The sequence below is a fragment of the Streptomyces sp. NPDC014006 genome, assembly GCF_043088925.1.
Classification (GTDB): Bacteria; Actinomycetota; Actinomycetes; order Streptomycetales; family Streptomycetaceae; genus Streptomyces.
Genome location: NZ_JBICAJ010000006.1, coordinates 154072 through 177346, shown reverse-complemented (window position 1 = coordinate 177346; position 23275 = coordinate 154072). Strand labels below are relative to the sequence as shown.

The window sequence follows — 23275 nt, the reverse complement described above, 5'->3', positions numbered from 1 at the left end:
CTGCGGGACCGAGACCCCGACTGCGCTCGCCGGGGGCTCACAGTTGTTCGATGACACCGTCGAGAAGGGCCCGCCGCGCCCCGGCCGCGGATGCGGCCGCCGACGGGCCGGGTGGCGACACCACGAAGCCGCGCTTCGGCGAGGGGTGAGAGTGCCGGGGCGCGGGGGACGGCGATCAAGCGCCGGCGCCCGCTGCGCATACGAGAAGACCCCGCACTCAGTGTCTCCACTGATCGCGGGGTCTTCAGACACCTCATGCAGGGTCCCCCCGGCAGGATTCGAACCTGCGCACACGGCTCCGGAGGCCGTTAGCGAGGACCACGATGGTGCAGGTCAGGAGGGAGCCGACGGACCAGAACCTCGGCCTCGTCCACGCATAGTCCACGCAGAGCGAGAGTGCTGACGCCAGGGCTGGGGACCTGCGTCTGCTCCAACTGGCCCTCTGCATGCTGGTGCACCCGATAGCCTTCCATGCGCTGGTGAAGCCAGGGAAGCACATAGTGGACGGCGGAAGGACAGGACCGAGTGTCGACGTTGAGCAACCTCCTGCGGCAGGTCGGACAGAAGGATCCGCAGCTGGCTGCCGACCTGGCTAGGGAGGTGGAAGCGCTAAGCCGGCGTCGCCGCTTCGGACTCAACTTTGAACGCCACGTGCCTGAGACGGTCGATCTGCCAGGGCGGCCGGTTCGCAAGGGTGACAAGGTGCGCTTCCTAGCCGAGCGTGGGGCCCGTCCCAAGTCAGTCGATCAGCGCATCTGGAGAGTCGTTGGTCTCACGCGTACCGAGAGTGGCCGCGTTGCCACCCTCACTCGTCAAGACACTTCCGATGCGGAGGTTGAGACCGCAACCCGCTCCGTAGATGATCTCGTCGTCGTAGCGGAGTTCCGTGACGCTATTTTCCCGGGCCTCATTTCTACTGGCAAAGTCGAGCGAGGGGGCGAAAAGCCGTTCCATTCTGTCATCAATGCGGAGAACTACCACGCACTGCAGACCTTGCTTTTCACTCATGAGGGGAAAGTCGACGCCATCTTCATCGACCCCCCATACAACACTCGCGACAATGATTGGAAGTACAATAACGATTACGTCGACCCTGAAGACGATTACGCCCACTCTAAGTGGCTGGCCTTCATGGAACGGCGTCTGAAGCTCGCGAAGCGCCTCCTTAACCCCGAGTCCTCTGCCCTTATCGTCACAATCGACGAGAAAGAGGTCCTTCGTCTCGGCCTGCTGCTTGAGCAAACCTTCCCAGAGGCCGCTATTCAGATGGTCACGTCCGTCATTAGCGCAAAGGGGGCAGTGCGGCGCGGGAAATTCTCACGAGTCGAGGAGCATATCTTTTTCTTGACCTTCGGGGGGGCGAAAATTCACCCGTGGGAAAGTAACATGCTCCCGTCATACAAGGAAACACAGGAAGACGAAGCCACCGAAGAGGTAGAAGCTGCTCCCAAGCCAATCGAATGGCTTGGCTTGCGACGTAGAGAGCCGTCCAGCGTCCGCGGTTCGCGACCGAATCAGTTCTACCCCATCTTCGTGTCCCGTGAGGATGGGACGCTGCACTCTATTGGTGATCCGATCGATGACGACGTCGATCGATCTGCCGTTCCGACCCCTGCGGGTACAGTCGCGCTTTGGCCACTAAAGCCTGACGGGACAGAAATGCTGTGGGGACTAACCCCTGAGGTTCTGAGGAAAAATTGGGCTAACGGCTACGCGCGGGTTAAAAACTGGAAGCCAGCCACCGCAAAGGGCACGGTTTATTACCTGCCCAGTGGCACTATTGAGCGCATCCGGAAGGGAGAAATCACCGTCACTGGGCGAGCTGCGGATGGCGCCGTAGAAGGACACGTCACGCCTGACAGCTCAATTGTCACTCCGCCCAAGCGGGTGTGGAATATGGCGTCACACAATGCTGAGATCGGTGGTACAAGTATTCTCTCAGCGCTTATTCCAAAGCGCCACTTCCCGTACCCTAAGTCTCTGTTCGCGGTCGAGGACATCCTGCGCTTCGTTGTTGGCCCCAAAAAAGATGCTCTTGTCGTCGATTTCTTCGGCGGCTCTGGCACTACTGCTCATGCCGTTATGCGTCTGAATCGCCAGGACGAAGGATCCCGATCCAGCATCATCGTCACAAATAACGAGGTGTCGGCGAACGAGCAGGCTCGGCTGCGGACACAAGGATTGCGGCCTGGTGATGCCGAATGGGAACGACTCGGAATCTGCGACTTCATTACTAAGCCGCGACTGCAAGCGGCAGTCACAGGTTTGACACCTGAGGGCGAGCCCATTAAAGGAAAGTACAGGTTCGCCGACCCATTTCCTATGTCGGATGGCTTCGATGAGAACATCGAATTTTTTACGATGACTTATGAAGCTCCGCGAGCAATTGCACATCACCGTTCTTTCGAGGCTGTGGCTCCCCTCCTTTGGCTTAAGGCCGGAGCGCGAGGACGTCGTATAGAGAAGGCGCGCGATGGCTTTGATATCGCTGACTCATACGGCGTGCTTTTTGACATGGATTACTCGCACGACTTTCTGACCGCCCTTGCAGAGGTCGATAGCGTACGAATGGCGTTCATCGTGACTGACGACGACCGTAGCTTCCAAATGGTCTGCTCAGAGCTTCCAGGCCACGTAGAACCAGTGCGCTTGTACGAGTCTTATCTGACGAATTTCACAATCAACACGGGCCGGGAGTGACTGCACGATGCGATTCACGTTGAAGGAGTACCAGAACGACGCCGTGGGTCAAATGCTGACCTACTTCAGTGACGCCCGTGAGGACTTCCATCGGAAGGGTCGTAATGTCTCCTTCTCTCTCGCAGCCACAACCGGTGCCGGTAAAACGGTTATGGCCGCCGCAGTGATCGAATCTCTTTTCCTCGGCAACGATGATTGGGATTTTGAAGCCGACCAAGGCGCGGTAGTTTTGTGGTTCACAGACGATCCGTCTCTCAACGAGCAGACACGTTTGCGGCTAGTTGAGGCGGCAGGTGACCGCATCGCTCACTCCCAATTGCACGTGATCGAGAACACCTTCAATCGAGAGAAGTTCGAATCAGGAAAGGTATACTTCCTCAATTCGCAGAAGCTCTCGAAGAAGTCGCTGCTTGTCCGGGGAGCGGCAGAGGACGAACAGACACCTCTAGTAGAGCGCTCAGTATCGCCGGACCTACGCGCCTTTACTATCTGGGAGACAATCAAGAACACCATCGAGGATGACCGCCTGACCCTTTATCTGATTCTTGACGAGGCACATAAAGGGATGCGGAAGCTCACTAAAAGTGACCGTGAGGATAGGACCACTATCGTCAAGCGCCTGGTCAACGGAGGTAGTGGGGTGCCTCCGGTCCCCGTGGTGTGGGGCATTTCTGCGACAATTGAACGGTTCTCGGAAGCGATGTCGCAGGCGCAAGGCCGCTTCACCTACCCGGACTATGAGGTTGACCCCGCTCTGATCCAGGAGTCTGGCCTCCTGAAGGACGACATTCGTCTCGACTTCCCCTCAGAATCAGGCGTGTTCGACACCGTCCTTCTAAAGCGAGGCACGCGAAAAGTACGCGAGTCAGCCGCGCAGTGGAAGCAATACGCCGAAGAGCAAGGAACGACATCGGACCCAGTGGTACCGCTCCTGGTGGTACAGGTCCCCAACACTCCGTCAGACAGCCTACTCGTATCGGCCATCGATACAATCCGCGAAGAGTGGCCAGAACTGCCGGCCGGCAGCATCGCGCATGTATTCGGAGAACACGCAAACATCCAGTTGGGCGACTACGTTATTCCATACGTGGCGCCGGAAAAGGTCCAGGATAGGTCGCATATCAGAGTCATTCTTGCAAAAGATGCTATCTCCACGGGCTGGGATTGCCCTCGGGCCGAGGTACTCGTATCTTTTCGCCCGGCTACTGACAAGACGCATATCACACAGCTCCTTGGCCGCATGGTTCGGACTCCACTAGCGCGCCGCATTACCGGAAATGATCGCCTCAATTCCGTTGAGTGTGTCCTTCCGTTCTTCAATCGCGCGACCGCCACTGGGGTCGCCGAGATCCTCCTCGGAAAGAGCTCTAGCGACGACAGTGAAGACGGATCTGGAGGTTCTGGCGGAGGCGAGGGACGCCGCGTCCTCTATAAGCCGGTCGACATGGTCGTTAATCAGGCGGTCCCCGCCGAAGTTTGGGATGCATTTGATGCTATTCCGTCCCAGACCCTTCCACGTAAGGCAGCAAAGCCTACCAAGCGACTAACGGCACTTGCCCAGGCTCTCTCACGCGACCACCTCTTGGCTGACGCCCGGAAGGTTGCTTACGCGGAACTATTCGCAGTTCTCGATGGCTTGATGGCTCGATACAAAGAGCAGGTGCAAGTCGCAACGACTGGCATATTGGATGTCAAGGGAGAGACGCTCATTGCCTCCGTTCACAATAAAAATGTTGTTGTAGCGGAAGAATTCACTGAGATTGCGGACGAGCGCTCGGTGGATTCAGACTTCAAAGTTGCGCAACGTATCCTTTCCCCGGATCTGGCACGCAAGTATGCCGACCATATCGCAGTGGAGGATGATGACGATGATGGTCTTTTTGATGCTCACGTAAAAGTCGCTGCCCTGGCGCAAGTCAACGGTGTTCAGGAGGCTGTCGATCGGGAGGCCGATGCCCTGGCGACCAAATGGCTCTCTCAGTTCCGGGTAGCCATCAAGGGACTGACGGACGAACGCAAGGCCGTCTATGACGACATCGTCGCGATGTCTGTGGAGCCGCAGCGCACCGGAGTTGCACGACCAAAAGTTCGGTCCGAGGAAACAGAGTATTCGGACGGTAGCAAGGTTGTGACTAAGCCTGGACACCTCATGGCTGACGAGAACGGTGACTTCCCCATTTCATCGCTCAACCAGTGGGAAACGAAGGTTCTAGAGTCGGAGATGGGGCAGCCAGGCTTCCTGGCTTGGTATAGGAACCCGGGACGCGCCTCTGAAGATTCGCTCGCAATCGCTTATAAGGACGGCAAGGGTGATTGGCGGCGCATGTGTCCTGACTTCATCTTCTTCCATGGTGATCTCTCTGATGTGAAGGTCTCCATTGTCGATCCGCACGGCTTCCATCTCCGAGACGCTCTCCCTAAGTTGGTGGGTCTGGTGGACTTCACTGAGGAGTACGGCACTGAATTCCACCGCATCGAGGCTGTGGCAGAGACGAAGGACAAGAGGCTTCGAGTGCTCGACCTAAAGAGTTCTTCGGTGCGAGAAGCTATTAAGGGAGCGAGCGACGTGGAACAGCTTTATCTGTCTGCGGCTGCGACAGATTATTGAGCTTGTCAGGTCGACGGGGCGCCGAAAGCGCGGTCGGCGGAGCGGCTTTGGGGTGGCGCTGCTTTGGCGCGAGTGATCATGGCCCCGTAAGCTTTCGGCGCGTCGGGCAGTCTGTGGACCTGCCCGGTAAAGCACGACGTTGGGGCCATGATCTTCGAGGCTCGCGCCAAAGTGGCTCCGTAAAGCCGCGGAGCCGACCGCCCCAGCCACGATGTACCCCTTCTTTGGCATCAGGCGACTGATTGCCATGAGCGCGGCCCGGCCACCGGCCGGGCTGGAGCGGGACGGAGGCAGGAGCGCAGGCCCGGCCGGTGGCCGGGCCGCGCGCGGGGAGCGGAGCGAGCCGCCTTGAACCCGTGAAGAAAGTTGTAACTCAGGCTGCTGGTGGGCCCGGCTGGTCCTCTGCGGCTCCAGGGGCTTCAGCTTTCTCCATGCTTCGGGACTCTGCGGCGGCTCGCTGAAGGGCCTTGGCTACCTGCTCGGCGTCGTCGGCGGACAGCTGGATCTCTTGCGTCCAGAGGATCGACAGTCTGATGTTGCCGGTGACCAGATTCAGGGCCACATCGACTTCAGCTTCAACGCCGGCGGCGTCCCGTGCCTCCAGGCTCAGATCGCTTCTGAAGACACTCACCGTGCCTGCTGCTCGCCCTCGTTGGCTGACAGCTTCCATAGAGGCGCCGCGTACTGATGCGGCCTGGTCTCGATGAGGAGGGCACGCAGGTTCTCACGCTGACTGCCGGGTAGTCCCAGCGCCTCGGTGAGTCGGCGGAAGGTCGTGTGGGTGACTCCGCGGGCTCGGGCTTCGTTTTCGAACTGGTCGAGCTGAGCCCAGATCGCGGACGGGTCCAGCTTGGCCGGCTGCTGCTCTTTGAGCCACAGAGCTTTGTTGCGCTCGTAGTCGATCTCCGAGTAACCACAGATCTCACGGCTGTGGGCCTCGGCCTCATCCAGGTGCGCGGTCGCCATGATGGCTCGGGCCAGCTGGTTGCGGCTGACAGCGTCGTCCAGGTCGACCTCGTGCACCATCGGGCTGTTGTCTGTGAGCGGTACGGGGAGCCCTGCGTCCCGAATCTCGCATGTGCCCCGCACGCCTCGGGCCGTCGCCGCGAGGAGCGCGGTCGCCTCGGACGGGTGCCACTCCAGGACTGCGCTGATCACCTCTGCGTCGCTTGCGGTCAAGGTGCGGACGACGGGGCCTAGCACGTCACTTAGGTCTTTCGGCGGAAGCTCGCCGTCCAGACCAGGGCCCGCCACCAGGAGTCGCACGGGTGCGTTCACCTGGCAGCACGCCGCCAGGGTGAGGGCGTCGGCGAGTGGGCTCTTCAGCGTCGGCTCGTCACCTCGCGCGAGGATGTCTCCCCCCACGTCCAGGAGGTCGATCGACTCGGGCTCCAGGTGGCTTACGAGCTCTTCGAGTTGGTGGGTGAGGCCTTCTGCTCCTTGGTGGGGGTCGAGCAGCGCGAAGGTGTGAGGGAGCTCTGCCGCAAGTCGGGGGAGTGTGGAGCCTGCGGGTGCGATCGGGCAGGCCTGCGCCGGCACTGTCCAGACGGCTGGGGTGAGGCGTTCCAGGCCGGTGAAGTCGGCGGGTCGCCGCGGCCCCGGGAGCGGGTCGATCAGGAGGCGGTCCCAGGAGTAGGTGAGGATCACCGCCTGGTCCTCGTCGCCGCAGAGGGCGGCGTGAAGCATTGCGGCGGCGACTGCGTCGCCCCCTCCTCCTGCTGCGACGATCAACCGCGTCATGCCTTCAGACTACGGGTTCACAGGTTGGCCACTCACCCTATAGTGGCCAAAGGCCATAGCCACTTGGAACAAGGAAGGGAGGGGAGATGCCGCAGATCGAAGAGGCTCAACCGAAGTATCTCCAGATCGCCCACTACATCCGTGACCAGATCCTTCGGGGTGACCTGCGGCCGGGGGACGAGGTTCCCTCGGAACGGCAACTCGCCGCGGACTGGAAGGTGTCCCGGCCCACGGCCGCGCGGTCACTGGAGGCGCTGAGCCATCAGGGCCTGGTCGAGAAGCGTCAGGGCTCGGGGACGTACGTGCGCAGCCTTGAAGTGAATCGGCGCGCACGCGAGTTGTACGGGCGTGCCCGGCAGACCGGAAAGATCTACACGCCCGGGGAGTATGCGGTGATCACCTCGGCCGGCTGGCTGGAGGCTCCGGACCACGTCGCTGAGGCTTTGGGCCTGGTGAAGAATCGTCGAGCCGTGCACCGCCGGCGCGTGACGAACAATCAGGACGGCCCGATCACCCTGTCCACCTCGTGGTTCGCCCCGGAGGTCGGTCAGCGCGCGCCCAAGCTCCTGGAGCCCGATCGTATCCAGCAAGGGACGCTCATGTACGTCGAGGAGATGACGGGGCGCCAAGGCAGCTATGCGGAAGACCGCATGTGTGCTCGGGCTGCCACGGGCGAGGAAGCGGCTGACCTGCGGTTGGAGCCTGGGTCCGCGGTCCTCATCGTCCATCACGTCGTCTTCGACCTCCAGGACCGGCCTCTGGAGTTCGCCGAAGCCACCTACCCGCCTCACCGCTGGGCGTTCGAGCAGGGCTACCCCCTCACCTGACGACTCGCCAGTTCCGGCGAACCGCTTGCACTGCCGAAGTGGCTAATGCCACTATCCACAAAGTGGCTAAGGCCACTTGGATGGGAAGGGGGCGCGACGTGACGAGTCGGCGGCCGGTGCATGAGACGCGGTTAGCTTGCCGGGGGTGTCGGGGGCGTGGGTGGAAGCGCGTCGGCTCCCGAACGGCGCTGGCGCTCTCCACGGCCAATGACCGCAGCCGTGCCACGTCGAAGCGGCGCTGCCTCGACTGCGACGGCAGCGGCAAGGAGTGAGCACGCATGGCCTACACGATCGACCGTTACCCCTGCGAGGACGCACCGCGGCTCGGAGCGATGACTCTGCATCCCGAGCCGGAGTCCGTACCCCGCGCGCGACGCTGGTTCCGGAAGTTCATCGCTCCCTACAACCCAGCGTGCTCGATCGACGACTGCGCGCTGTTGATCTCGGAGCTGGTGACCAACGCCATCTGCTACGGGAAGTCGGATGAGCCCTGGCTGGTGCGTGTCGAGTGGTTCCGCGAGGCCACCTCGCTCCGCATCGAGGTGCACAACCCGGGTTTTCCGGCGAACGTGCGACTGCGGCACCCGGAAGCCAATGACGCGCACGGACGGGGGCTGCTTCTGGTCGACTCCATCGCCGACTCCTGGCACTCTGGGCCCAGCCACTTCGGCGGAACGGTCGTCTCCTTCGTGGTGGCTGATGCCTGGCCGGCGTGACTGGATAGCCCACCCCTCCTACTGCGGACTTGAAACTGTCGTTAGTCTGGTTGACCAGTTGACTTGGCCAATCCCGACGGGCGGCGTTCATGGCGTATGAAGTGGAGCCACCGAAGTACGTGCGCCTCGCGCAGACGCTCCAGCGCCGCATCGAGGACGGCACGTATGCGCCGGGCAGTCGTGTGCCGAGCGAGAACCAGCTGGTGCAAGCCTTCGGTATGTCCCGGCCGACTGTCGTGCGAGCGTTGGAGCTGCTGAAGCGGGATGGCTGGCTCGAGTCGCGGCAGGGATACGGCACGATCGTCCGGGGCCGCCCAGAAGTCGTCGAACAGAAGGACCGGCGGGGGCGAGAGGCGCTGGAGCGCGACGAGTCGCAGGGTGCGGGCCGTCTGATCGACGTCAGGCACGTGCCTGTTCCGGCTCGGGTCGCCTCAGCGCTCGGCTTGCCGAAGAAGGCCGAAGTCCTCCTGCGCCGCTTCCTGGTCGAAGAGGACGGCGAAGCTGTCGAGTTGGTCTCGTCGTACTTCCCCGCCGGCCTGGCCGAGGGTACTGAGCTGAGGGCCGACAAACCTTTGAACGGGAGTACCCGCGAACACCTCGAAGCGCGGAAAAAAGTCCGCTTCGACCATGTGACCGAGCGGGTCTCCGCTCGGCTGCCCGAAGCGCGTGAGGCCGAGCTGCTGGATCTGCCGGACGGCGTTCCCGTGTTGAGTGTCCTGGTCGTCGCCTGTGACGCCTCCGGCCGGGCCTTGCAGGTCTCTGACGTGCTCCTCCCGGCTGACCGGCAGGAGCTTGAGGACACCTACCGCCTGAGCTGATGCCGCCCTCTGGGCAAAAATCCCCGATTAGCAACTTGACAAGTCAACCTGGCATCCCTAGCTTCGAACTTGCTAAGTCAACTTGTCAGGTTGGCAGGTTGATCACCTCTCAGAAGGAGCAATCCCTGTGCGTGTGATCCGCGTTGACGCCTCAACCGCCACGATCCTGCTCACCGAAGCGCCGGCGGCGAAGGTGCGGGACCGGCAGACCGGCGAGATCGCCAAGGATGCGGTGACCGGTGAGGCGCTGATGACCGTCGGCGTCGTCTACATCGACGAGGGCGAGTCGTCGCTGATCCAGGTCACCGTCCCGGAGAGTGGAGTGACCGAGGGCCTGACGGTCGGTGCTCCGGTCTCGCTGCCGGGTCTGGTGGCACGGCCGTGGCAGAGCGTCTTCAACGGTCAGGAGCGGCACGGCATCGCCTACCGGGCGACCGCCGTTGCTCCGGGGGCCTTCCCGATGGCTCAGGCGGGCTGATCGCCGTGACGGACCTGGTGACGTTGGCTGAGCTGGGCGGTCCGCTCGCTGCGATAGGCGGTGCAGCGTACGCCCGGCACGCCTGTCCGGCGGCGTACTGGTCCACGGTCGGGCTGCCGTTCTCGGTGGCCCGGCTGCTGGCCTCGTACTCCTCGACCATGGACGCCTGCGGCCTGACCGTGCCGCCGGCCCGGTGGCGGGCGCTGGCTGTCCGGGCAACCACCCGCCGTGAGATCCGACCGGTACCTCCTCGTCGGGGCATCATCCGGCCCACCACGACGGGCCTGCGCATGCACCTGCGGCTGGCCCCGGGCCAGGAGCCGGCGGACGTGGCGGCCTCGGCCGAACGTCTCCGGCACGCCTGGGGTGTCCACGCCGTCCACGTGAGGGACATCAAGCCGGGCGTCGTCGAACTGCGGCTCGTCGGCTTCGATGTGCTGCGGAAGGTACGAATGCCTCGTCGCCTCGACAGCGGCCCGCTTCGGGTTCCGGTGGCGTTACGGGAGGACGCGACCGCGTTCGTACGGGACTACCGGGCCGTGCCGCACGGGCTGGTGCTCGGCGCCACGCTCTCGGGCAAGTCCATGTACCTGCGGAATCTGCTGACCGGGCTCGCTGCTCAGCCGGTGGTCCTGGTCGGTATCGACTGCAAGCGCGGGGTCGAGCTGGCGCCCTTCGCGCCGCGGCTTTCCGCCCTGGCGACCGACCCGGACAAGGCTGCCGAGCTGCTTCCCGCGCTCGTGAAGGAAATGGAGGACCGATACGACCTGATCAAGGCCCGGCAGGGCATCGCGCCCGGCACTCCGGAAGAGCTGATCACCTCGGACATCTGGGGACTGCCGGAGGACGAACGCCCGGCCCCGATCGTGCTGTTCATCGACGAGGTGGCCGAACTCTTCCTCGTGGCCACGCGGAAGGAGGAGGAACGGCGGGACGAGATGGTCACCCAGCTCATCCGTCTCGCCCAACTCGGCCGGGCGGCCGGCATCTACCTGGAAGTCTGCGGGCAGCGCTTCGGCGCTGAGCTGGGCAAGGGCGCGACTATGCTCCGCGCTCAGCTCACCGGTCGCGTATGCCACCGCGTGAACGACGAGGCCTCGGCCAAGATGGCGCTCGGCGACATCGCCCCTGAGGCCGTCCTCGCGGCCTGCGCCATCGCCCCCGAGCTGCCCGGCCTGGCCGTCGTCGGTGACACCTCCGGCGGCTGGTCCCGCATCCGTACCCCCTACCTCTCCCTCGCCGACGCTGCGGCCACCTGCCGCGCGACGGCTCACCTCGCCCCCGACGTACCCGCGCTCGACGCCTTCCGGCCGTACGTCCCGCCGCTGCAGGTGGAGGCGTCCGGGCCCGTGGCCACGGCTCGCCCAGTCACCGAGTAAGCGCACCCCGCCCACGGCCGGCACGGCCGTCCCGTGCCACGTCCCTACCCCCGCCACGCCTGGAACAGGAAGGAACCGCGCCGTGCGTGCGCTGCCCGTCCGTCTCGACGCCGTACTCGTCCAAGCGGTGATCGCCGCCGCGCTGTCCTTCGCCCACCTGCACGACCTGGCCTCGGCTGCCGGACAGCACGGATGGAAGGCATGGGCCTACCCGGTCTCCGTGGACCTGCTGCTGGTGGCGGCCTGGCGGCGGCTCCGCTCCGGCGGGGCGAAAGCGGCCGGGTGGTGCTGGTTCCTCGTCGCCCTGACCGCCTCGCTCGGCGCCAACGTCGCCACGGCTGGGCTCCTCGATCTGAGCGCCGTACCGGACTGGCTGCGCATCCTCGTCGCCGGATGGCCCGCGGTCGCCTTCCTCGGCGGGACGCTGCTCGCCCACGGAGCAACCGCGGACGCCCCAACGACGGAGCGCGAGTCGGCCCCGGGGTCCACGGCGCCCGAAGCCCCTTCCCCAGCACCCGAATTGCCCGCTGCGGAGCAGAAAACGCCTCCGCCCTCCACGACCCCGGTTCCGCCGGCGCTCGTCACGCTCGCGCGCAAGGTCGCCGACGAACACCGCGCCCGGACCGGAACGCCCATCGACACATCGACCCTTCGCGCCCGGCTCGGCGTCCCACTGCCGCTCGCCGAAGCGATCGCCGCCCAACTCACCTGACCTCGGAGGACTCTCCACCGTGCGCCCGTCCACGCTCCGCGCGCTGCAACGCGCCGCCGAGCTGACCCGACAGAACCGCCTCACCGAAGCCGTGCTCATCGCCGAACCCGTGATCCTCGCCGCCGACAGCTATGAGGGCGACGAGATCTTGCGCTGGCTGGCCGAGCACGCCACCGACTTCACCGGCGACGACCCGAAGGAGACCCGCTGATGACCGCCAACCGCCGCTTCCGCAACGTCGCCCGCATCGGCCCCGTCCAGGTCGCCACCTACTACGACGGCCGGGGCCGCGAGAAGCACACCGCCGCCTGCACGGCTCCGCGCTGCGGCTTCGCCACGGACTACGACAGCCGCGCCGCCGCTGAGCTGGCCGCCCGCACCCACCGCTGCGCCGTTCGCTGAGGGAGCTCCCGTGACCGTCTCGCTGCCGCTCGTCTTCGTCTTGGGCGTCATCGCCTGGGCCGCGATCAAGTTCCTGGGTGTCCGGCTTTGGGTCGCCGTCGTGATCGCGTTGTTCGGCTTCTGGCTCTCGCACACCTTCCTCGCCCCCGCCATCGAATCCGGCACCCGTTCCGGGGTCGGCGTCGTCAACGGCACCCACGAGTGACAAGGAGGCCCACCGTGCTCCGCCCCAAGCTGCCCGACATCCCTACTCCGCCGACGACAACCGTCACGCCTCAGCAGGCACAGACTCCGGCCTCCTCGGCCGGCCGCCCGCTCGCCCCGTACGTGGGCGTCGGTGTCGGCGCGGTCGCCGCCGTGGTCGTCGTCGGGATCGTGCTCACCGCGCTCCTGGCGGCCCTCGCCGTCTCGGCCGTGTCCGTGGCCATCGCCGCCGTGGTCCTGCGCTCCCTCCTCAGCAGCGCGCATAAGCGCTGACCGGCCGCCGGGGCGGCAAACGCCGCCAAGCATCCCGCCGCCCCGGGGCCGTCCCTCCCAACCGCGCAACAGCCGAAAGGAACTCCCATCATTACCCGGCAGACTCCGCCCCCGCTGGCGGAACTCTCCATGCTGGCCTCGCTGGGCACCATGCCCGAGCTGGCCCGCCAACTGTCCGGCCTGGGCGGTTGCACCCGCCCCGTCCGCCTCGACGGCCACCGCACCGAATACGCGGTGGACCGGACGACCGGCGAGATCGGCCGCGTCCTGCACCACCTGGACTCGACGGCCCTGCCCGCCGGCCAACTCCTCGTCCGCTGCAACAACCGCCGCGCCACCCGTTGCGCGGCCTGCGCCGAGACCTACCGCCGCGACACCTATCACCTGATCACCGCAGGCCTCCGCGGCGGCAAAGGCACACCCGAACGGGTCGCCACCCACCCGCGCGTCTTCGCCACCTTCACCGCCCCCAGCTTCGGCCCGGTCCACAACCGCCCCTCCGGCGGCCGCGCCTGCCGCTGCGGCGTCCGACATGAGGAAGGTGACCCCGTTCTGGGGACACCCCTCGACCCGGAGTCCTACGACTACGAAGCTGCCGTGCTGTGGAACGCCCACGCGGGGGCGCTGTGGCGGCGGTTCTCGATCTATCTCCGCCGTGAGGTCGCGAAGCGGGCCGGCCTCACTCAGCGGGCCTTCCGGCACCATGCTCGGATCTCCTTCGCGAAGGTGGCCGAATACCAGAAGCGGGGCGCCGTCCACTTCCATGCAGTGATTCGCCTCGACGGCCCGGAAGGCGACGACTCCGTTCCTCCCGCCTGGGCCACGGCCGAGCTGCTGACCGACGCCATCCGAGCCGCTGCCACCACCGCGCGAGTCGACGGACCGATGATCGACGAACGGGCTCACACCTTCGTCTTCGGCCGACAGCTCGATGTCCGGACGATCCGCTCCGCCGACTTCGACGGCGGCCAGGAGCTGACCGAGCGGGCCGTGGCGGCGTACATAGCCAAGTACGCCACCAAAGGAGCAGAGACAGCGACCGGCACCCTGGACCGGCCGATCAGGTTCCTCGCCGAGCTGGCCCAAGCGCGGATCACCGAACACGCCCGGCGCATGATCTGCACCGCCTGGGCCTTGGGCACCCGCCCAGAGCTGGCAGACCTCCGCCTGCGAGCCTGGGCCCACATGCTCGGCTTCCGCGGCCACTTCTCCACCAAGTCCCGCCGCTACTCCACCACCCTTGGCGCCCTCCGCGACGCGCGCGCCGACTGGCGCCGGGCCCAAGCGGCTCCACCCGTCCCGCAGTTCGGCGAAACCACGCTCGTCCTCGCCCACTGGGTCTTCGCCGGCACCGGCCTGTCCCGCGCCGAAGCCTGGCTTGCCGCATCCCTCGAATCCGCCCCCGGAACGGAAGGAGAGCCGACATGGACGCCCGCCGCGACGAACTGATGACTGTTCGCCAAGTCCTGGACGAGCTGGGCGGCGTTTCTCGCCGGACGTTCTACCGCTGGCGTGAGCTGGGGCAGGGGCCGGCCGCATTCAAGCTCCCCAACGGTGAGCTTCGGGTCTGGCGAAGCGATTTCACCTCGTGGCTCCGACAGTTGGAGGAGGCGGCGTGAAGTCTCTCGATGTCAAGGTCTGGGGCGTACGCAAGCGGGACACCAAGACGCCCTCGTACGGCGTCCGCTGGTCCGTCGCGGGCAACGTCTTCTCTGACTCGTTCCGCACCAAGGCGCTCGCTGATCACTACCGAGCGAAGCTCATGAGTGCCATGCGGGGCGGCGAAGAGTTCGACACGGAGACCGGTCTTCCGGCATCGATGGAAGAGAAGAAGTCGCCATTGTCCTGGTACGACTTCGCCCTCAGATATCTCGCAATGAAGTGGCCGCACGCTGCACCCAATACGCGAGACGGCATCAACGAATCTCTGACCAGCGTGACCATGGAACTGCTGGCGGAGCGCGCAGGGCGACCGTCCGACGAGGAGATCCGCAAGGCCTTACGCAACTGGGCCTTCGTGCTGCCAGGGCCCGACGACCGGGAAGTCCCGGACAACGTCCGGAACGTTCTGCACTGGGTGGCGAAGGCTTCCCGGCCGCTCGCGGACCTCGCTGAACCGGCAACGGCCCGCGCGGTGCTCGACGGGTTGAAGCTCAAGCTCGACGGCACCGCGGCAGCCGCTGAGACCGTGCGGCGGAAGCGGCGGACCCTCGTCAACGCCGCGAACTACGCGGTCGACCTGGGGGAGCTGCGGGAGAACCCGATCACGGCGGTTCGCTGGCAGAAGCCCAAGGTCTCGAACCAGGTCGATCCGCGCGTTGTCGCCAACCCGGAACAGGCCCGCAATCTCCTGGCGGCGGTGTCCTACGTGGGCGGCTACCGGCGTGCTCGCGGCCGGCGTCTCGTTGGGCTGTTCGCGGCGATGTACTTCGGTGGCCTCCGGCCCGCTGAGGCGGTCGGCCTGGTCGAGACTGACCTTGTCCTCCCTGAGCAAGGCTGGGGATCGGCGCTGCTCCACCGGACCCGTCCTTCGGTCGGCAAGCAGTGGACGGACTCGGGGGAGACCCACGACGACCGCGGGCTCAAGAATCGACCGACCGAGGACGTTCGGCGTGTGCCCATCCCGCCCCAGCTCGTCGCCGTGCTGCGCGAGCACCTGACCACGTTCGGCACGGCGGAGGACGGGCGACTCTTCTTCAGCGAGAAGGGCTCGGTCGTCCCATCCTCGACCTACTACCGCGTGTGGCAGGAGGCTCGGCTCCTGGCGCTTCCGCCGGCTGTCGCGGCCTCGCCGCTCGCGAGTAGGCCGTACGACCTTCGGCACTCGGCGCTGTCGACGTGGCTCAACGCGGGTGTCGACCCGACCGAGGTGGCCGAGCGCGCCGGCAACAGCGTTGAGGTCCTGCTGACCCGCTACGCGAAGTGCCTCGACGGACGGCAGGACGTCGCCAACCGGCGTATCGAGGACTTGCTCCGCGAGTACGAGTGAGACAACCTGCACCGTCACTGAGGCCTCAGGCATGCCGCCTGGGGCCTCCCTCGTTTCGGTCTTACCCGCGCCGAGGCTTCGCTTCGTAACGGGCAAGCTGAGACGTGCGGCCTGCCCTGCGCTCTTGTGGCCTCATCTCGCTTGCTGCTGGCATGTCGGCAACGTCAATGCCGGAGCACAGGGGGCCTTGTGGAGCTGCACGTCACGCGCTGGAAGCGATACGGGCATGATCGTCTGTACGCCAACCTCCCTGATGGCACCGCCGTCGGTTGGGCGGACGTCACGACGGGGGACATCACGGTCTTGCGGGTCGAATACCGCGACGACTTGATCACCGTGCTCACCAAACACTTACAGAACCTCACTGGGCCTGTCCCGCCAGACAGGGCGCCGGATGCTCAGGCGCGTCCGATGCTGCCGCCTCTGACGCCGGCCGATGACCTGGCCGTCAATACTCCCGGGCAGTCCTTGCGTGATCTGCTCGCCGAATCCGGACCGGGGCTGATGGAGCGAGTCGTCTCACGGCTTTTGCGGCGGCCCACGGAGTGGGACTCCTGGCGAAAGGGATTGGCGGGGGAGCGTCGAGTGGGCGCCGAGCTGAACCGCTTGGGGCGCCACGGCTGGTGCGTCCTGCACTCCGTCCCACTGGCCAACAAAGTGGATATCGATCACTTACTGATCGGGCCTGGCGGAGTGTTCAGCATCAATACGAAGCACCACCACAAGAGGGTCGTATGGGTCGGGGACGATTCCGTGAAAGTTGATCACGGGAAACCGGCTCCCTACGCACGCAAGAGCCGGGCGGAGGCCAAGCGGGTCACCCGAGTGCTTGAGCGCTATTGCGACTTCCCGGTACGGGTGGAGCCGGTGCTCGTCTTCGTCGGCGTCACCCAGCTGAAGGTGGTCGCTACGCAGCTCGATGTCCGGGTGTACCAGGAGCGCCAGGTGTCGGCCCTCGGTCCGCTCTCAGGCGTCCTCACGGCCGACCAGGTGGAGCAGGTGTACAGCGTTGCTCGTCATCGTCAGGCCTGGGCTCAGGCCTAAGTTGGCGGCCGCGGTGAGGTGCCGGCAGTCCTCCTGGTCGGCTGTCGGTAGCCCCTGCGGCGTGACGGTTCCGTGCTGGGCGGGGGCGCCTGGCGTCGGTGCGGGCTTCGCCTTTTTCGAGACCTCACCTGCGACGATGTCCCAAGATCCCGTCCACGCCTCGTCCACAGACCCTGACATACGGCCGCTCCGGGCGGCGCACGCCTGCACATACGCGAAGACCCCGGCCTCAGCGTTTCCGCTGGTGACGGGGTCTTGGACACACTTGCACAGTGTGCCCCCGGCAGGATTCGAACCTGCGCACACGGCTCCGGAGGCCGTTGCTCTATCCCCTGAGCTACGGGGGCGCGTCGTCCGCTCGGTCGCGGTGACGGGTAGAACACTACCAGCTCCGATGGGGTGGTCATGAACGGGTTTCGGTGGCCGTGTCGATCTTCCGTCGGGCCGGGTGGCAGCTTCTGGGCTCACATCCCTCGCACGGGGTGGAAGTCACCAAAACCCGGACGCGGTGGCCGGTCCGGACCTACTCTCGAGTTGTGTCTGGCGCGTCGGGCCGGGTCCTTGTGGTGGACGACAACAAGGTCATCCGGCAACTGATCAGGGTCAACCTCGAGCTGGAGGGTCTCGAGGTCGTGACCGCGGCCGATGGTGCCGAGTGTCTGGATGTCGTGCATCAGGTGCAGCCGGATCTTGTGACCCTCGACGTCGTCATGCCCCGGCTGGACGGGCTCCGGACCGTCGCCCGGCTGCGTGCCGACCCCCGCACCCGGGATCTGCCCGTCGCCATTGTCAGCGCCTGTCCGGAGTACGAGGTCGATGCCGGCCTCGACGCCGGTGCCGACGTGTTCCTCGCCAAGCCCTTCGAGCCGCACGAACTCGTCCGGGTCGTCCGGGAGTTGATCGAGCGCGGGCGCGAAAGTGGGCGTGAGGGCGTCCGCGGTGGGGGAGCGGGGGAGCTCGGCTCCGTCGTCTCCGCAGACGCCGACGTCCTGTCCGGAGACACCGCCGTCCTGTCCGGCGACATCGAGGGTGATCCGACCGCCGACGACACCGCCGACGACACCACCGAGCACGCCGGTCACTGACCACACCACCCGAGCGCACGGCCCCGGCAGACCGCCGGCGCACCCCCGATAACCGGGGCAGCGCGCCCACCCAGCGGCACCGGCGGCACCGGCGTCGCACGCCCCACGCCCCCAATGACACCAACGGCGCGCGCCCCCAGCCCCCCCCGCCCGCCTGAAGGCAAGGCCCCCAGCCCCCACCCGCCCGCCTCAAGGCAAACCCCGCCGTCCCACATCCCGGGACCCCCCGAAACCGGCTCGCCTACCCACCCCCCTCCTCCCCTACGCTTGTCCCGTGACCCCCGTCGAGCTCTCCCGTACCGTGCTGCGCGCGGTGCGTCGTGCTGTCGACGTGGGGGAGCTGGACGTGAGCGTGCCCGAGCGGGCCCTGGTCACCGTGCCGGGGCCGGGAGGGTGCGGGGACTACGCCACCAACATCGCCCTGCAGCTCGCCCGCCCCGCCGGACGGCCTCCGCGTGACGTCGCCGAAGTCCTGCAGGGGCATCTCGCCCACGCCGACGGCGTCACCCGCGTCGAGATCACCGGGCCCGGGTTCCTCAACATCACCCTCGAGGGGACCAGCAGCACGCAGCTCGTCCGGCGGATCCTCGACGAAGGGCTCGCGTACGGGCACACCGACGCCCTCGCCGGGCACACCCTCACGCTCCGCGTCCCGTACGAGATCCGTGCCGAGGTCGTCGCCGACGCCCTCGCGCGGATCGCCGCCACCCAAGGCGCGCGCGTCGAGATCGCCCACGCGGAAGCACAGGAAGTGAATCTGCGTCCCCTCCCCGCCCCCGAGGACCCCACCCCCCTCGGCCCCGACGCCGCCCGCTGGGCGCTGCTCCATCCCGCCCCGCACGACCGGCCCCGGATCACCGCCGATCATCTTGTCCAGCGGGAGTCCAACCCCCTCTTCCGCGTCCGCTACGCCCACGCCCGCACCCGGGCCCTGCACCGCAACGCCGCCGATCTCGGGTTCGGCCCCGAGCCGGGCTCCGTCGACGGCCACCACCGGGCCGACGGCCACCGCCACGCCGACGGGTCCGGCCGCGTCGACGGCCACCACCACGTCGACGGGCCCATCCAAGCCACCGCGTACAACCACCTCCTCGCCGCCCTGGCCGACCACCCCCGGATCCTCGCCGCCGCCGTCACCCACCGCGGCCCCGACCGGCTCGCCCGGCATCTCGTCACCGTCGCCGATGCCACCCTCGCGCTGCTGCCCGGTGTGCTGCCGCGTGGCGAGGAGAAACCCTCGGCCGCCCACCGTGCCCGGCTCGCGCTCGCCGAAGCCGCCGGGACGGTGCTGGCCGGCGGCCTGTCCCTGCTCGGCATCGACGCACCCGACCACCTCTGAGCCAAAAAGAGACCCAGACATGAGCCGTTCCGCACATCCCGCCGGGCCCCGTCACGCCGACGTTCTTCCCGAGGGGCACTACTCCGCCCCGCCCGCCGACCTCAACGCGCTCGACCCCAAGGTGTGGGCCGAGACCGTCGGCCGCGGCGAGGACGGCGTGCTCACCGTCGGCGGGATCGACGTCAAGACGCTCGCCGAGACCCACGGCACCCCCGCCTACATCCTCGACGAGAGCGACTTCCGGGCCCGTGCGCGTGCCTGGCGCACCGCCTTCGGGGCCGACGCCGACGTCTTCTACGCGGGCAAGGCGTTCCTGTCCCGGGCCGTCGTGCGCTGGCTGCACGAGGAAGGGCTCAATCTGGACGTGTGTTCCGGCGGGGAGCTGGCCACCGCGCTGTCCGCCGGGATGCCCGCCGAGCGCATCGCCTTCCACGGCAACAACAAGTCCGGCGAGGAGATCCGCCGGGCCGTCACCGCCGGGGTCGGGCGGATCGTGCTCGACTCCTTCCAGGAGATCGTGCGGGTCGCCCACATCGCGCAGGAACTCGGCGTCCGGCAGCGGGTGCAGATCCGCATCACCGTCGGTGTCGAGGCGCACACCCACGAGTTCATCGCCACCGCCCACGAGGACCAGAAGTTCGGGATTCCGCTGGCCGGCGGGCAGGCCGCCGAAGCCGTGCGGCGGGCCCTGCAGCTCGACGGGCTCGAGCTGATCGGGATCCACTCGCACATCGGGTCGCAGATCTTCGACATGTCCGGCTTCGAGGTCGCCGCCCACCGGGTGGTCGGGCTGCTGAAGGACATTCGCGACGAGCACGGGGTCGAGCTGCCCGAGATCGACTTGGGGGGCGGGCTCGGGATCGCGTACACCAGCGACGACGACCCCCGCGAGCCGCACGAGATCGCCAAGGCGCTCACCGAGATCGTCACCCGGGAGTGCGAGGCGGCGCGGCTGCGGACTCCCCGCATCTCCGTCGAGCCCGGGCGCGCCATCGTCGGGCCCACCGCCTTCACGCTGTACGAGGTCGGCACCGTCAAGCCGCTCGACGGGCTGCGCACCTACGTCTCCGTCGACGGCGGCATGTCCGACAACATCCGCACCGCGCTGTACGACGCCGAATACAGCGTCGCCCTCGTCTCCCGTGCCTCCGACGCCGAGCCGATGCTCGCCCGGGTCGTCGGCAAGCACTGTGAGAGCGGTGACATCGTGGTGCGGGACGCGTTCCTGCCGGCCGACCTGGCGCCGGGCGACCTCATCGCCGTACCGGCGACCGGGGCGTACTGCCGGTCGATGGCCAGCAACTACAACCATGTGCTCCGCCCGCCGGTCGTCGCCGTGAAGGACGGCGAGGCCCGGGTGATCGTCCGGCGGGAGACGGAGGAGGACCTGCTCCGGCTGGACGTCGGATGACGGACGGGGCAACTCCGGGCGACGGCGGAAGATCTTCCGGCTTCCGCGCCGCCCGAAATGAAATAAACGTCTCACAATTCGGACCAAGGGCAGAAAATTCCGTCCGGTGAGTGAGACTGGTCGAACCGTAGACGGTATGAGGAAACGAGGTCGGATGATGCGTACGCGTCCGCTGAAGGTGGCGCTGCTGGGCTGTGGAGTGGTCGGCTCAGAGGTGGCGCGCATCATGACGACGCACGCCGACGACCTCGCCGCCCGGATCGGTGCCCCGATCGAGCTCGCCGGAGTCGCCGTACGGCGCCCGAGCAAGGTCCGTGAGGGCATCGACCCGGCCCTCGTCACCACCGACGCCACCGCCCTCGTCAAACGCGGGGACATCGACGTCGTGGTGGAGGTCATCGGCGGGATCGAGCCGGCCCGGTCCCTCATCACCACCGCCTTCGAGCACGGCGCCTCCGTCGTCTCCGCCAACAAGGCCCTGCTCGCCCAGGACGGGGCCGCCCTGCACGCCGTCGCCGAGGAGCACGGCCGGGACCTCTACTACGAGGCCGCCGTCGCCGGCGCCATCCCGCTGATCCGGCCGCTGCGCGAGTCCCTCGCCGGCGACAAGGTCAACCGCGTGCTCGGCATCGTCAACGGCACGACCAACTTCATCCTCGACAAGATGGACTCCACGGGCGCCGGTTATCAGGAGGCCCTCGACGAGGCCACTGCCCTCGGGTACGCGGAAGCCGACCCGACCGCCGACGTCGAGGGCTTCGACGCCGCCGCGAAGGCAGCCATCCTCGCCGGGATCGCCTTCCACACACGCGTGCGCCTCGACGACGTCTACCGCGAGGGCATGACCGAGGTCACCGCCGCCGACTTCGCCTCCGCCCGGGAGATGGGCTGCACCATCAAGCTCCTCGCCATCTGCGAGCGGGCCGCCGACGGACAGTCCGTCACCGCGCGCGTGCACCCCGCGATGATTCCGCTGACCCACCCGCTCGCCTCCGTGCGCGGCGCGTACAACGCCGTGTTCGTCGAGTCCGACGCCGCCGGTCAGCTGATGTTCTACGGTCCCGGCGCGGGCGGTTCGCCGACCGCTTCGGCCGTGCTCGGCGACCTCGTCGCCGTCTGCCGCAACCGGCTCAGCGGGTCCACCGGGCCCGGCGAGTCGGCGTATGCCGCCCTGCCGGTGTCGCCCATGGGCGACGTCGTCACGCGCTACCACATCAGCCTCGACGTGGCGGACAAACCGGGCGTGCTCGCCCAGGTCGCGACCGTCTTCGCCGAGCACGGGGTGTCGATCGACACCGTGCGCCAGCAGGGCAAGGACGGCGAGGCCTCTCTCGTCGTCGTCACCCACCGCGCGTCCGACGCCGCCCTGAACGGGACCGTCGAGGCGTTGCGCAAGCTCGACACCGTGCGGGGTGTCGCCAGCATCATGCGGGTTGAAGGAGAGTAACCAGCAATGACCCACCAGTGGCGCGGAATCATCGAGGAGTACCGGGACCGGCTGCCGGTATCCGACACCACGCCGGTCGTGACGCTCCGCGAGGGCGGCACGCCGCTCGTGCCCGCGCAGGTGCTCTCCGAGCGCACGGGCTGCGAGGTCCACCTCAAGGTCGAGGGCGCGAACCCGACCGGGTCCTTCAAGGACCGCGGCATGACCATGGCCATCTCCCGGGCGAAGGAGGAGGGGGCGAAGGCGGTCATCTGCGCCTCCACCGGCAACACCTCCGCCTCGGCCGCCGCCTACGCCGTGCGCGCGGGCATGGTGTCCGCCGTGCTCGTGCCCCAGGGCAAGATCGCGCTGGGCAAGATGGGCCAGGCCCTCGTGCACGGCGCGAAGATCCTCCAGGTCGACGGCAACTTCGACGACTGCCTCACGCTGGCTCGCGCGCTGAGCGACAACTACCCGGTGGCGCTGGTCAATTCGGTCAATCCGGTGCGGATCGAGGGTCAGAAGACCGCCGCCTTCGAGATCGTGGACATGCTGGGCGACGCGCCCGACATCCACGTCCTGCCGGTGGGCAACGCGGGCAACATCACCGCGTACTGGAAGGGGTACCGGGAGTACGCCGCCGACGGCATCGCCTCCCGTACGCCCCGTATGTGGGGCTTCCAGGCCTCCGGCAGCGCCCCCATCGTGCGCGGCGAGGTCGTCAAGGACCCCTCGACCATCGCCACGGCCATCCGTATCGGCAACCCGGCCTCCTGGCAGTACGCCCTGGCGGCGCGGGACGAATCGGGCGGTGTCATCGACGAGGTGACGGACCGTGAGATTCTGCGCGCCTACCGCCTGTTGGCGTCGCAGGAGGGCGTGTTCGTGGAGCCCGCCTCCGCGGCCTCCGTCGCCGGTCTGCTCAAGGCCGCCGAGCAGGGCAAGGTGGACCCGGGCCAGAAGATCGTGTGCACCGTCACCGGCAACGGCCTGAAGGACCCCGACTGGGCCGTCGCCGGCGCTCCGCAGCCGGTCACCGTCCCGGTCGACGCCGCCACCGCCGCCGAGCGCCTCGGCCTCGCGTAAGCAACGCCGCATGCGCCCGGAGCTCAGCCAGGTCCGGG

General features: G+C 66.9%; 22 protein-coding genes, 2 tRNA genes and 1 pseudogene. 21 read left to right on the top strand and 4 right to left on the bottom strand.

The window, feature by feature from the left end; translation table 11 throughout:
* Nucleotides 1-263 precede the first annotated feature (263 nt).
* A tRNA-OTHER gene (locus ACF1GV_RS21690) sits at nt 264-341 on the bottom strand.
* A 193-nt stretch (nt 342-534) separates the two neighbouring features.
* On the opposite strand from ACF1GV_RS21690, the gene ACF1GV_RS21685 reads away from it, so the two are divergent.
* Together ACF1GV_RS21685 and ACF1GV_RS21680 are read left to right on the top strand one after the other, a co-directional pair.
* Nucleotides 535-2700 (top strand): site-specific DNA-methyltransferase, encoded by a 2166-nt coding sequence (locus ACF1GV_RS21685; RefSeq protein ID WP_391683309.1) that lies wholly within the window; start codon nt 535-537, stop codon nt 2698-2700.
* 7 nt (nt 2701-2707) lie between these two features.
* The gene (locus tag ACF1GV_RS21680) at nt 2708-5308 is read left to right on the top strand and encodes a DEAD/DEAH box helicase (RefSeq protein WP_391683305.1); all 2601 of its coding nucleotides are present in this window, start codon (nt 2708-2710) and stop codon (nt 5306-5308) included.
* A 373-nt stretch (nt 5309-5681) separates the two neighbouring features.
* On the opposite strand, the gene ACF1GV_RS21675 is transcribed toward ACF1GV_RS21680, so the two are convergent.
* Both ACF1GV_RS21675 and ACF1GV_RS21670 read right to left on the bottom strand, forming a co-directional pair.
* The gene (locus ACF1GV_RS21675; protein WP_391683303.1) at nt 5682-5939 is read right to left on the bottom strand and encodes a hypothetical protein; all 258 of its coding nucleotides are present in this window, start codon (nt 5937-5939) and stop codon (nt 5682-5684) included.
* Nucleotides 5936-7048 carry a DUF1152 domain-containing protein gene (locus ACF1GV_RS21670; protein ID WP_391683300.1) on the bottom strand — a complete coding sequence of 371 codons (1113 nt, stop codon included), beginning with the start codon at nt 7046-7048 and terminating at the stop codon, nt 5936-5938. The genes ACF1GV_RS21675 and ACF1GV_RS21670 overlap by 4 nt, the downstream gene beginning before the upstream one ends.
* Nucleotides 7049-7134: 86 nt before the next feature.
* Here ACF1GV_RS21670 and ACF1GV_RS21665 point away from each other — a divergent pair, with 86 nt between their 5' ends.
* The 14 genes from ACF1GV_RS21665 to ACF1GV_RS21600 all read left to right on the top strand — a co-directional run bounded on the left by ACF1GV_RS21665 (nt 7135) and on the right by ACF1GV_RS21600 (nt 16890).
* A complete protein-coding gene (locus tag ACF1GV_RS21665; RefSeq protein ID WP_391683297.1) occupies nt 7135-7875 on the top strand; it encodes a GntR family transcriptional regulator in 741 nt (246 codons plus the stop codon).
* A 278-nt stretch (nt 7876-8153) separates the two neighbouring features.
* Nucleotides 8154-8591 (top strand): ATP-binding protein, encoded by a 438-nt coding sequence (locus ACF1GV_RS21660; protein ID WP_391683294.1) that lies wholly within the window; start codon nt 8154-8156, stop codon nt 8589-8591.
* An 89-nt stretch (nt 8592-8680) separates the two neighbouring features.
* Nucleotides 8681-9409, top strand: a complete 729-nt coding sequence (locus ACF1GV_RS21655; protein WP_391683291.1) for a GntR family transcriptional regulator — start codon at nt 8681-8683, stop codon at nt 9407-9409.
* A 127-nt stretch (nt 9410-9536) separates the two neighbouring features.
* Entirely contained in the window at nt 9537-9887 is a 351-nt protein-coding gene (locus tag ACF1GV_RS21650) for a hypothetical protein (RefSeq protein WP_391683289.1), read from the top strand.
* A gap of 5 nt (nt 9888-9892) precedes the next feature.
* A complete protein-coding gene (locus tag ACF1GV_RS21645) occupies nt 9893-11266 on the top strand; it encodes an FtsK/SpoIIIE domain-containing protein (protein ID WP_391683287.1) in 1374 nt (457 codons plus the stop codon).
* A gap of 82 nt (nt 11267-11348) precedes the next feature.
* The gene (locus ACF1GV_RS21640) at nt 11349-11978 is read left to right on the top strand and encodes a DUF2637 domain-containing protein (RefSeq protein ID WP_391683284.1); all 630 of its coding nucleotides are present in this window, start codon (nt 11349-11351) and stop codon (nt 11976-11978) included.
* 19 nt (nt 11979-11997) lie between these two features.
* The gene (locus tag ACF1GV_RS21635; protein WP_391683282.1) at nt 11998-12189 is read left to right on the top strand and encodes a hypothetical protein; all 192 of its coding nucleotides are present in this window, start codon (nt 11998-12000) and stop codon (nt 12187-12189) included.
* A complete protein-coding gene (locus ACF1GV_RS21630) occupies nt 12189-12380 on the top strand; it encodes a mobile element transfer protein (RefSeq protein WP_254588184.1) in 192 nt (63 codons plus the stop codon). Before ACF1GV_RS21635 ends, ACF1GV_RS21630 begins: the two co-directional genes overlap by 1 nt.
* Before the next feature lie 10 nt (nt 12381-12390).
* A complete protein-coding gene (locus tag ACF1GV_RS21625) occupies nt 12391-12585 on the top strand; it encodes a hypothetical protein (RefSeq protein ID WP_100568067.1) in 195 nt (64 codons plus the stop codon).
* Nucleotides 12586-12599: 14 nt separating this feature from the next.
* Nucleotides 12600-12857 carry a SpdD protein gene (locus tag ACF1GV_RS21620; RefSeq protein WP_391683279.1) on the top strand — a complete coding sequence of 86 codons (258 nt, stop codon included), beginning with the start codon at nt 12600-12602 and terminating at the stop codon, nt 12855-12857.
* Nucleotides 12858-12986: 129 nt separating this feature from the next.
* Complete coding sequence (locus ACF1GV_RS21615) at nt 12987-14306, top strand: replication initiator (protein WP_391683277.1); 1320 nt, start codon at nt 12987-12989, stop codon at nt 14304-14306.
* On the top strand, nt 14282-14476 hold the full coding sequence (locus ACF1GV_RS21610; protein WP_285563476.1) for an AlpA family transcriptional regulator: 195 nt from the start codon (nt 14282-14284) through the stop codon (nt 14474-14476). The genes ACF1GV_RS21615 and ACF1GV_RS21610 overlap by 25 nt, the downstream gene beginning before the upstream one ends.
* Nucleotides 14473-15846, top strand: coding sequence for a tyrosine-type recombinase/integrase (locus ACF1GV_RS21605; RefSeq protein WP_391683273.1), 1374 nt, complete (start codon nt 14473-14475; stop codon nt 15844-15846). Before ACF1GV_RS21610 ends, ACF1GV_RS21605 begins: the two co-directional genes overlap by 4 nt.
* Nucleotides 15847-16035: 189 nt before the next feature.
* The gene (locus ACF1GV_RS21600) at nt 16036-16890 is read left to right on the top strand and encodes a nuclease-related domain-containing protein (RefSeq protein WP_391683271.1); all 855 of its coding nucleotides are present in this window, start codon (nt 16036-16038) and stop codon (nt 16888-16890) included.
* Nucleotides 16891-17165: 275 nt separating this feature from the next.
* Here ACF1GV_RS21600 and ACF1GV_RS21595 read toward each other — a convergent pair.
* Nucleotides 17166-17237 (bottom strand) — tRNA-Arg (locus ACF1GV_RS21595).
* Between the two features lie 135 nt (nt 17238-17372).
* On the opposite strand from ACF1GV_RS21595, the pseudogene ACF1GV_RS21590 reads away from it, so the two are divergent.
* The 5 genes and pseudogenes from ACF1GV_RS21590 to thrC all read left to right on the top strand — a co-directional run.
* A pseudogene (locus ACF1GV_RS21590) lies at nt 17373-17852 on the top strand (response regulator); the annotation flags it as partial.
* A gap of 397 nt (nt 17853-18249) precedes the next feature.
* Nucleotides 18250-19314 (top strand): ArgS-related anticodon-binding protein NrtL, encoded by a 1065-nt coding sequence (gene nrtL, locus ACF1GV_RS21585; RefSeq protein ID WP_391683268.1) that lies wholly within the window; start codon nt 18250-18252, stop codon nt 19312-19314.
* Nucleotides 19315-19333: 19 nt separating this feature from the next.
* On the top strand, nt 19334-20725 hold the full coding sequence (gene lysA / locus ACF1GV_RS21580; protein WP_391683266.1) for a diaminopimelate decarboxylase: 1392 nt from the start codon (nt 19334-19336) through the stop codon (nt 20723-20725).
* 157 nt (nt 20726-20882) lie between these two features.
* Nucleotides 20883-22172, top strand: a complete 1290-nt coding sequence (locus ACF1GV_RS21575) for a homoserine dehydrogenase (RefSeq protein ID WP_363262741.1) — start codon at nt 20883-20885, stop codon at nt 22170-22172.
* 6 nt (nt 22173-22178) lie between these two features.
* Nucleotides 22179-23237, top strand: a complete 1059-nt coding sequence (gene thrC / locus ACF1GV_RS21570) for a threonine synthase (protein WP_391683264.1) — start codon at nt 22179-22181, stop codon at nt 23235-23237.
* The last annotated feature ends 38 nt before the right edge of the window (nt 23238-23275 follow it).

Bases quoted from the DNA above. Each gene is read 5' to 3' on its own strand.
- ACF1GV_RS21630 (WP_254588184.1), top strand. From the start codon at position 12,189: ATGACCGCCAACCGCCGCTTCCGCAACGTCGCCCGCATCGGCCCCGTC.
- ACF1GV_RS21575 (WP_363262741.1), top strand. From the start codon at position 20,883: ATGCGTACGCGTCCGCTGAAGGTGGCGCTGCTGGGCTGTGGAGTGGTC.
- lysA (WP_391683266.1), top strand. From the start codon at position 19,334: ATGAGCCGTTCCGCACATCCCGCCGGGCCCCGTCACGCCGACGTTCTT.
- ACF1GV_RS21665 (WP_391683297.1), top strand. From the start codon at position 7,135: ATGCCGCAGATCGAAGAGGCTCAACCGAAGTATCTCCAGATCGCCCAC.
- ACF1GV_RS21680 (WP_391683305.1), top strand. From the start codon at position 2,708: ATGCGATTCACGTTGAAGGAGTACCAGAACGACGCCGTGGGTCAAATG.
- ACF1GV_RS21610 (WP_285563476.1), top strand. From the start codon at position 14,282: ATGGACGCCCGCCGCGACGAACTGATGACTGTTCGCCAAGTCCTGGAC.
- ACF1GV_RS21670 (WP_391683300.1), bottom strand. From the start codon at position 7,048: ATGACGCGGTTGATCGTCGCAGCAGGAGGAGGGGGCGACGCAGTCGCC.
- ACF1GV_RS21660 (WP_391683294.1), top strand. From the start codon at position 8,154: ATGGCCTACACGATCGACCGTTACCCCTGCGAGGACGCACCGCGGCTC.
- thrC (WP_391683264.1), top strand. From the start codon at position 22,179: ATGACCCACCAGTGGCGCGGAATCATCGAGGAGTACCGGGACCGGCTG.
- ACF1GV_RS21615 (WP_391683277.1), top strand. From the start codon at position 12,987: ATGCTGGCCTCGCTGGGCACCATGCCCGAGCTGGCCCGCCAACTGTCC.
- ACF1GV_RS21655 (WP_391683291.1), top strand. From the start codon at position 8,681: ATGGCGTATGAAGTGGAGCCACCGAAGTACGTGCGCCTCGCGCAGACG.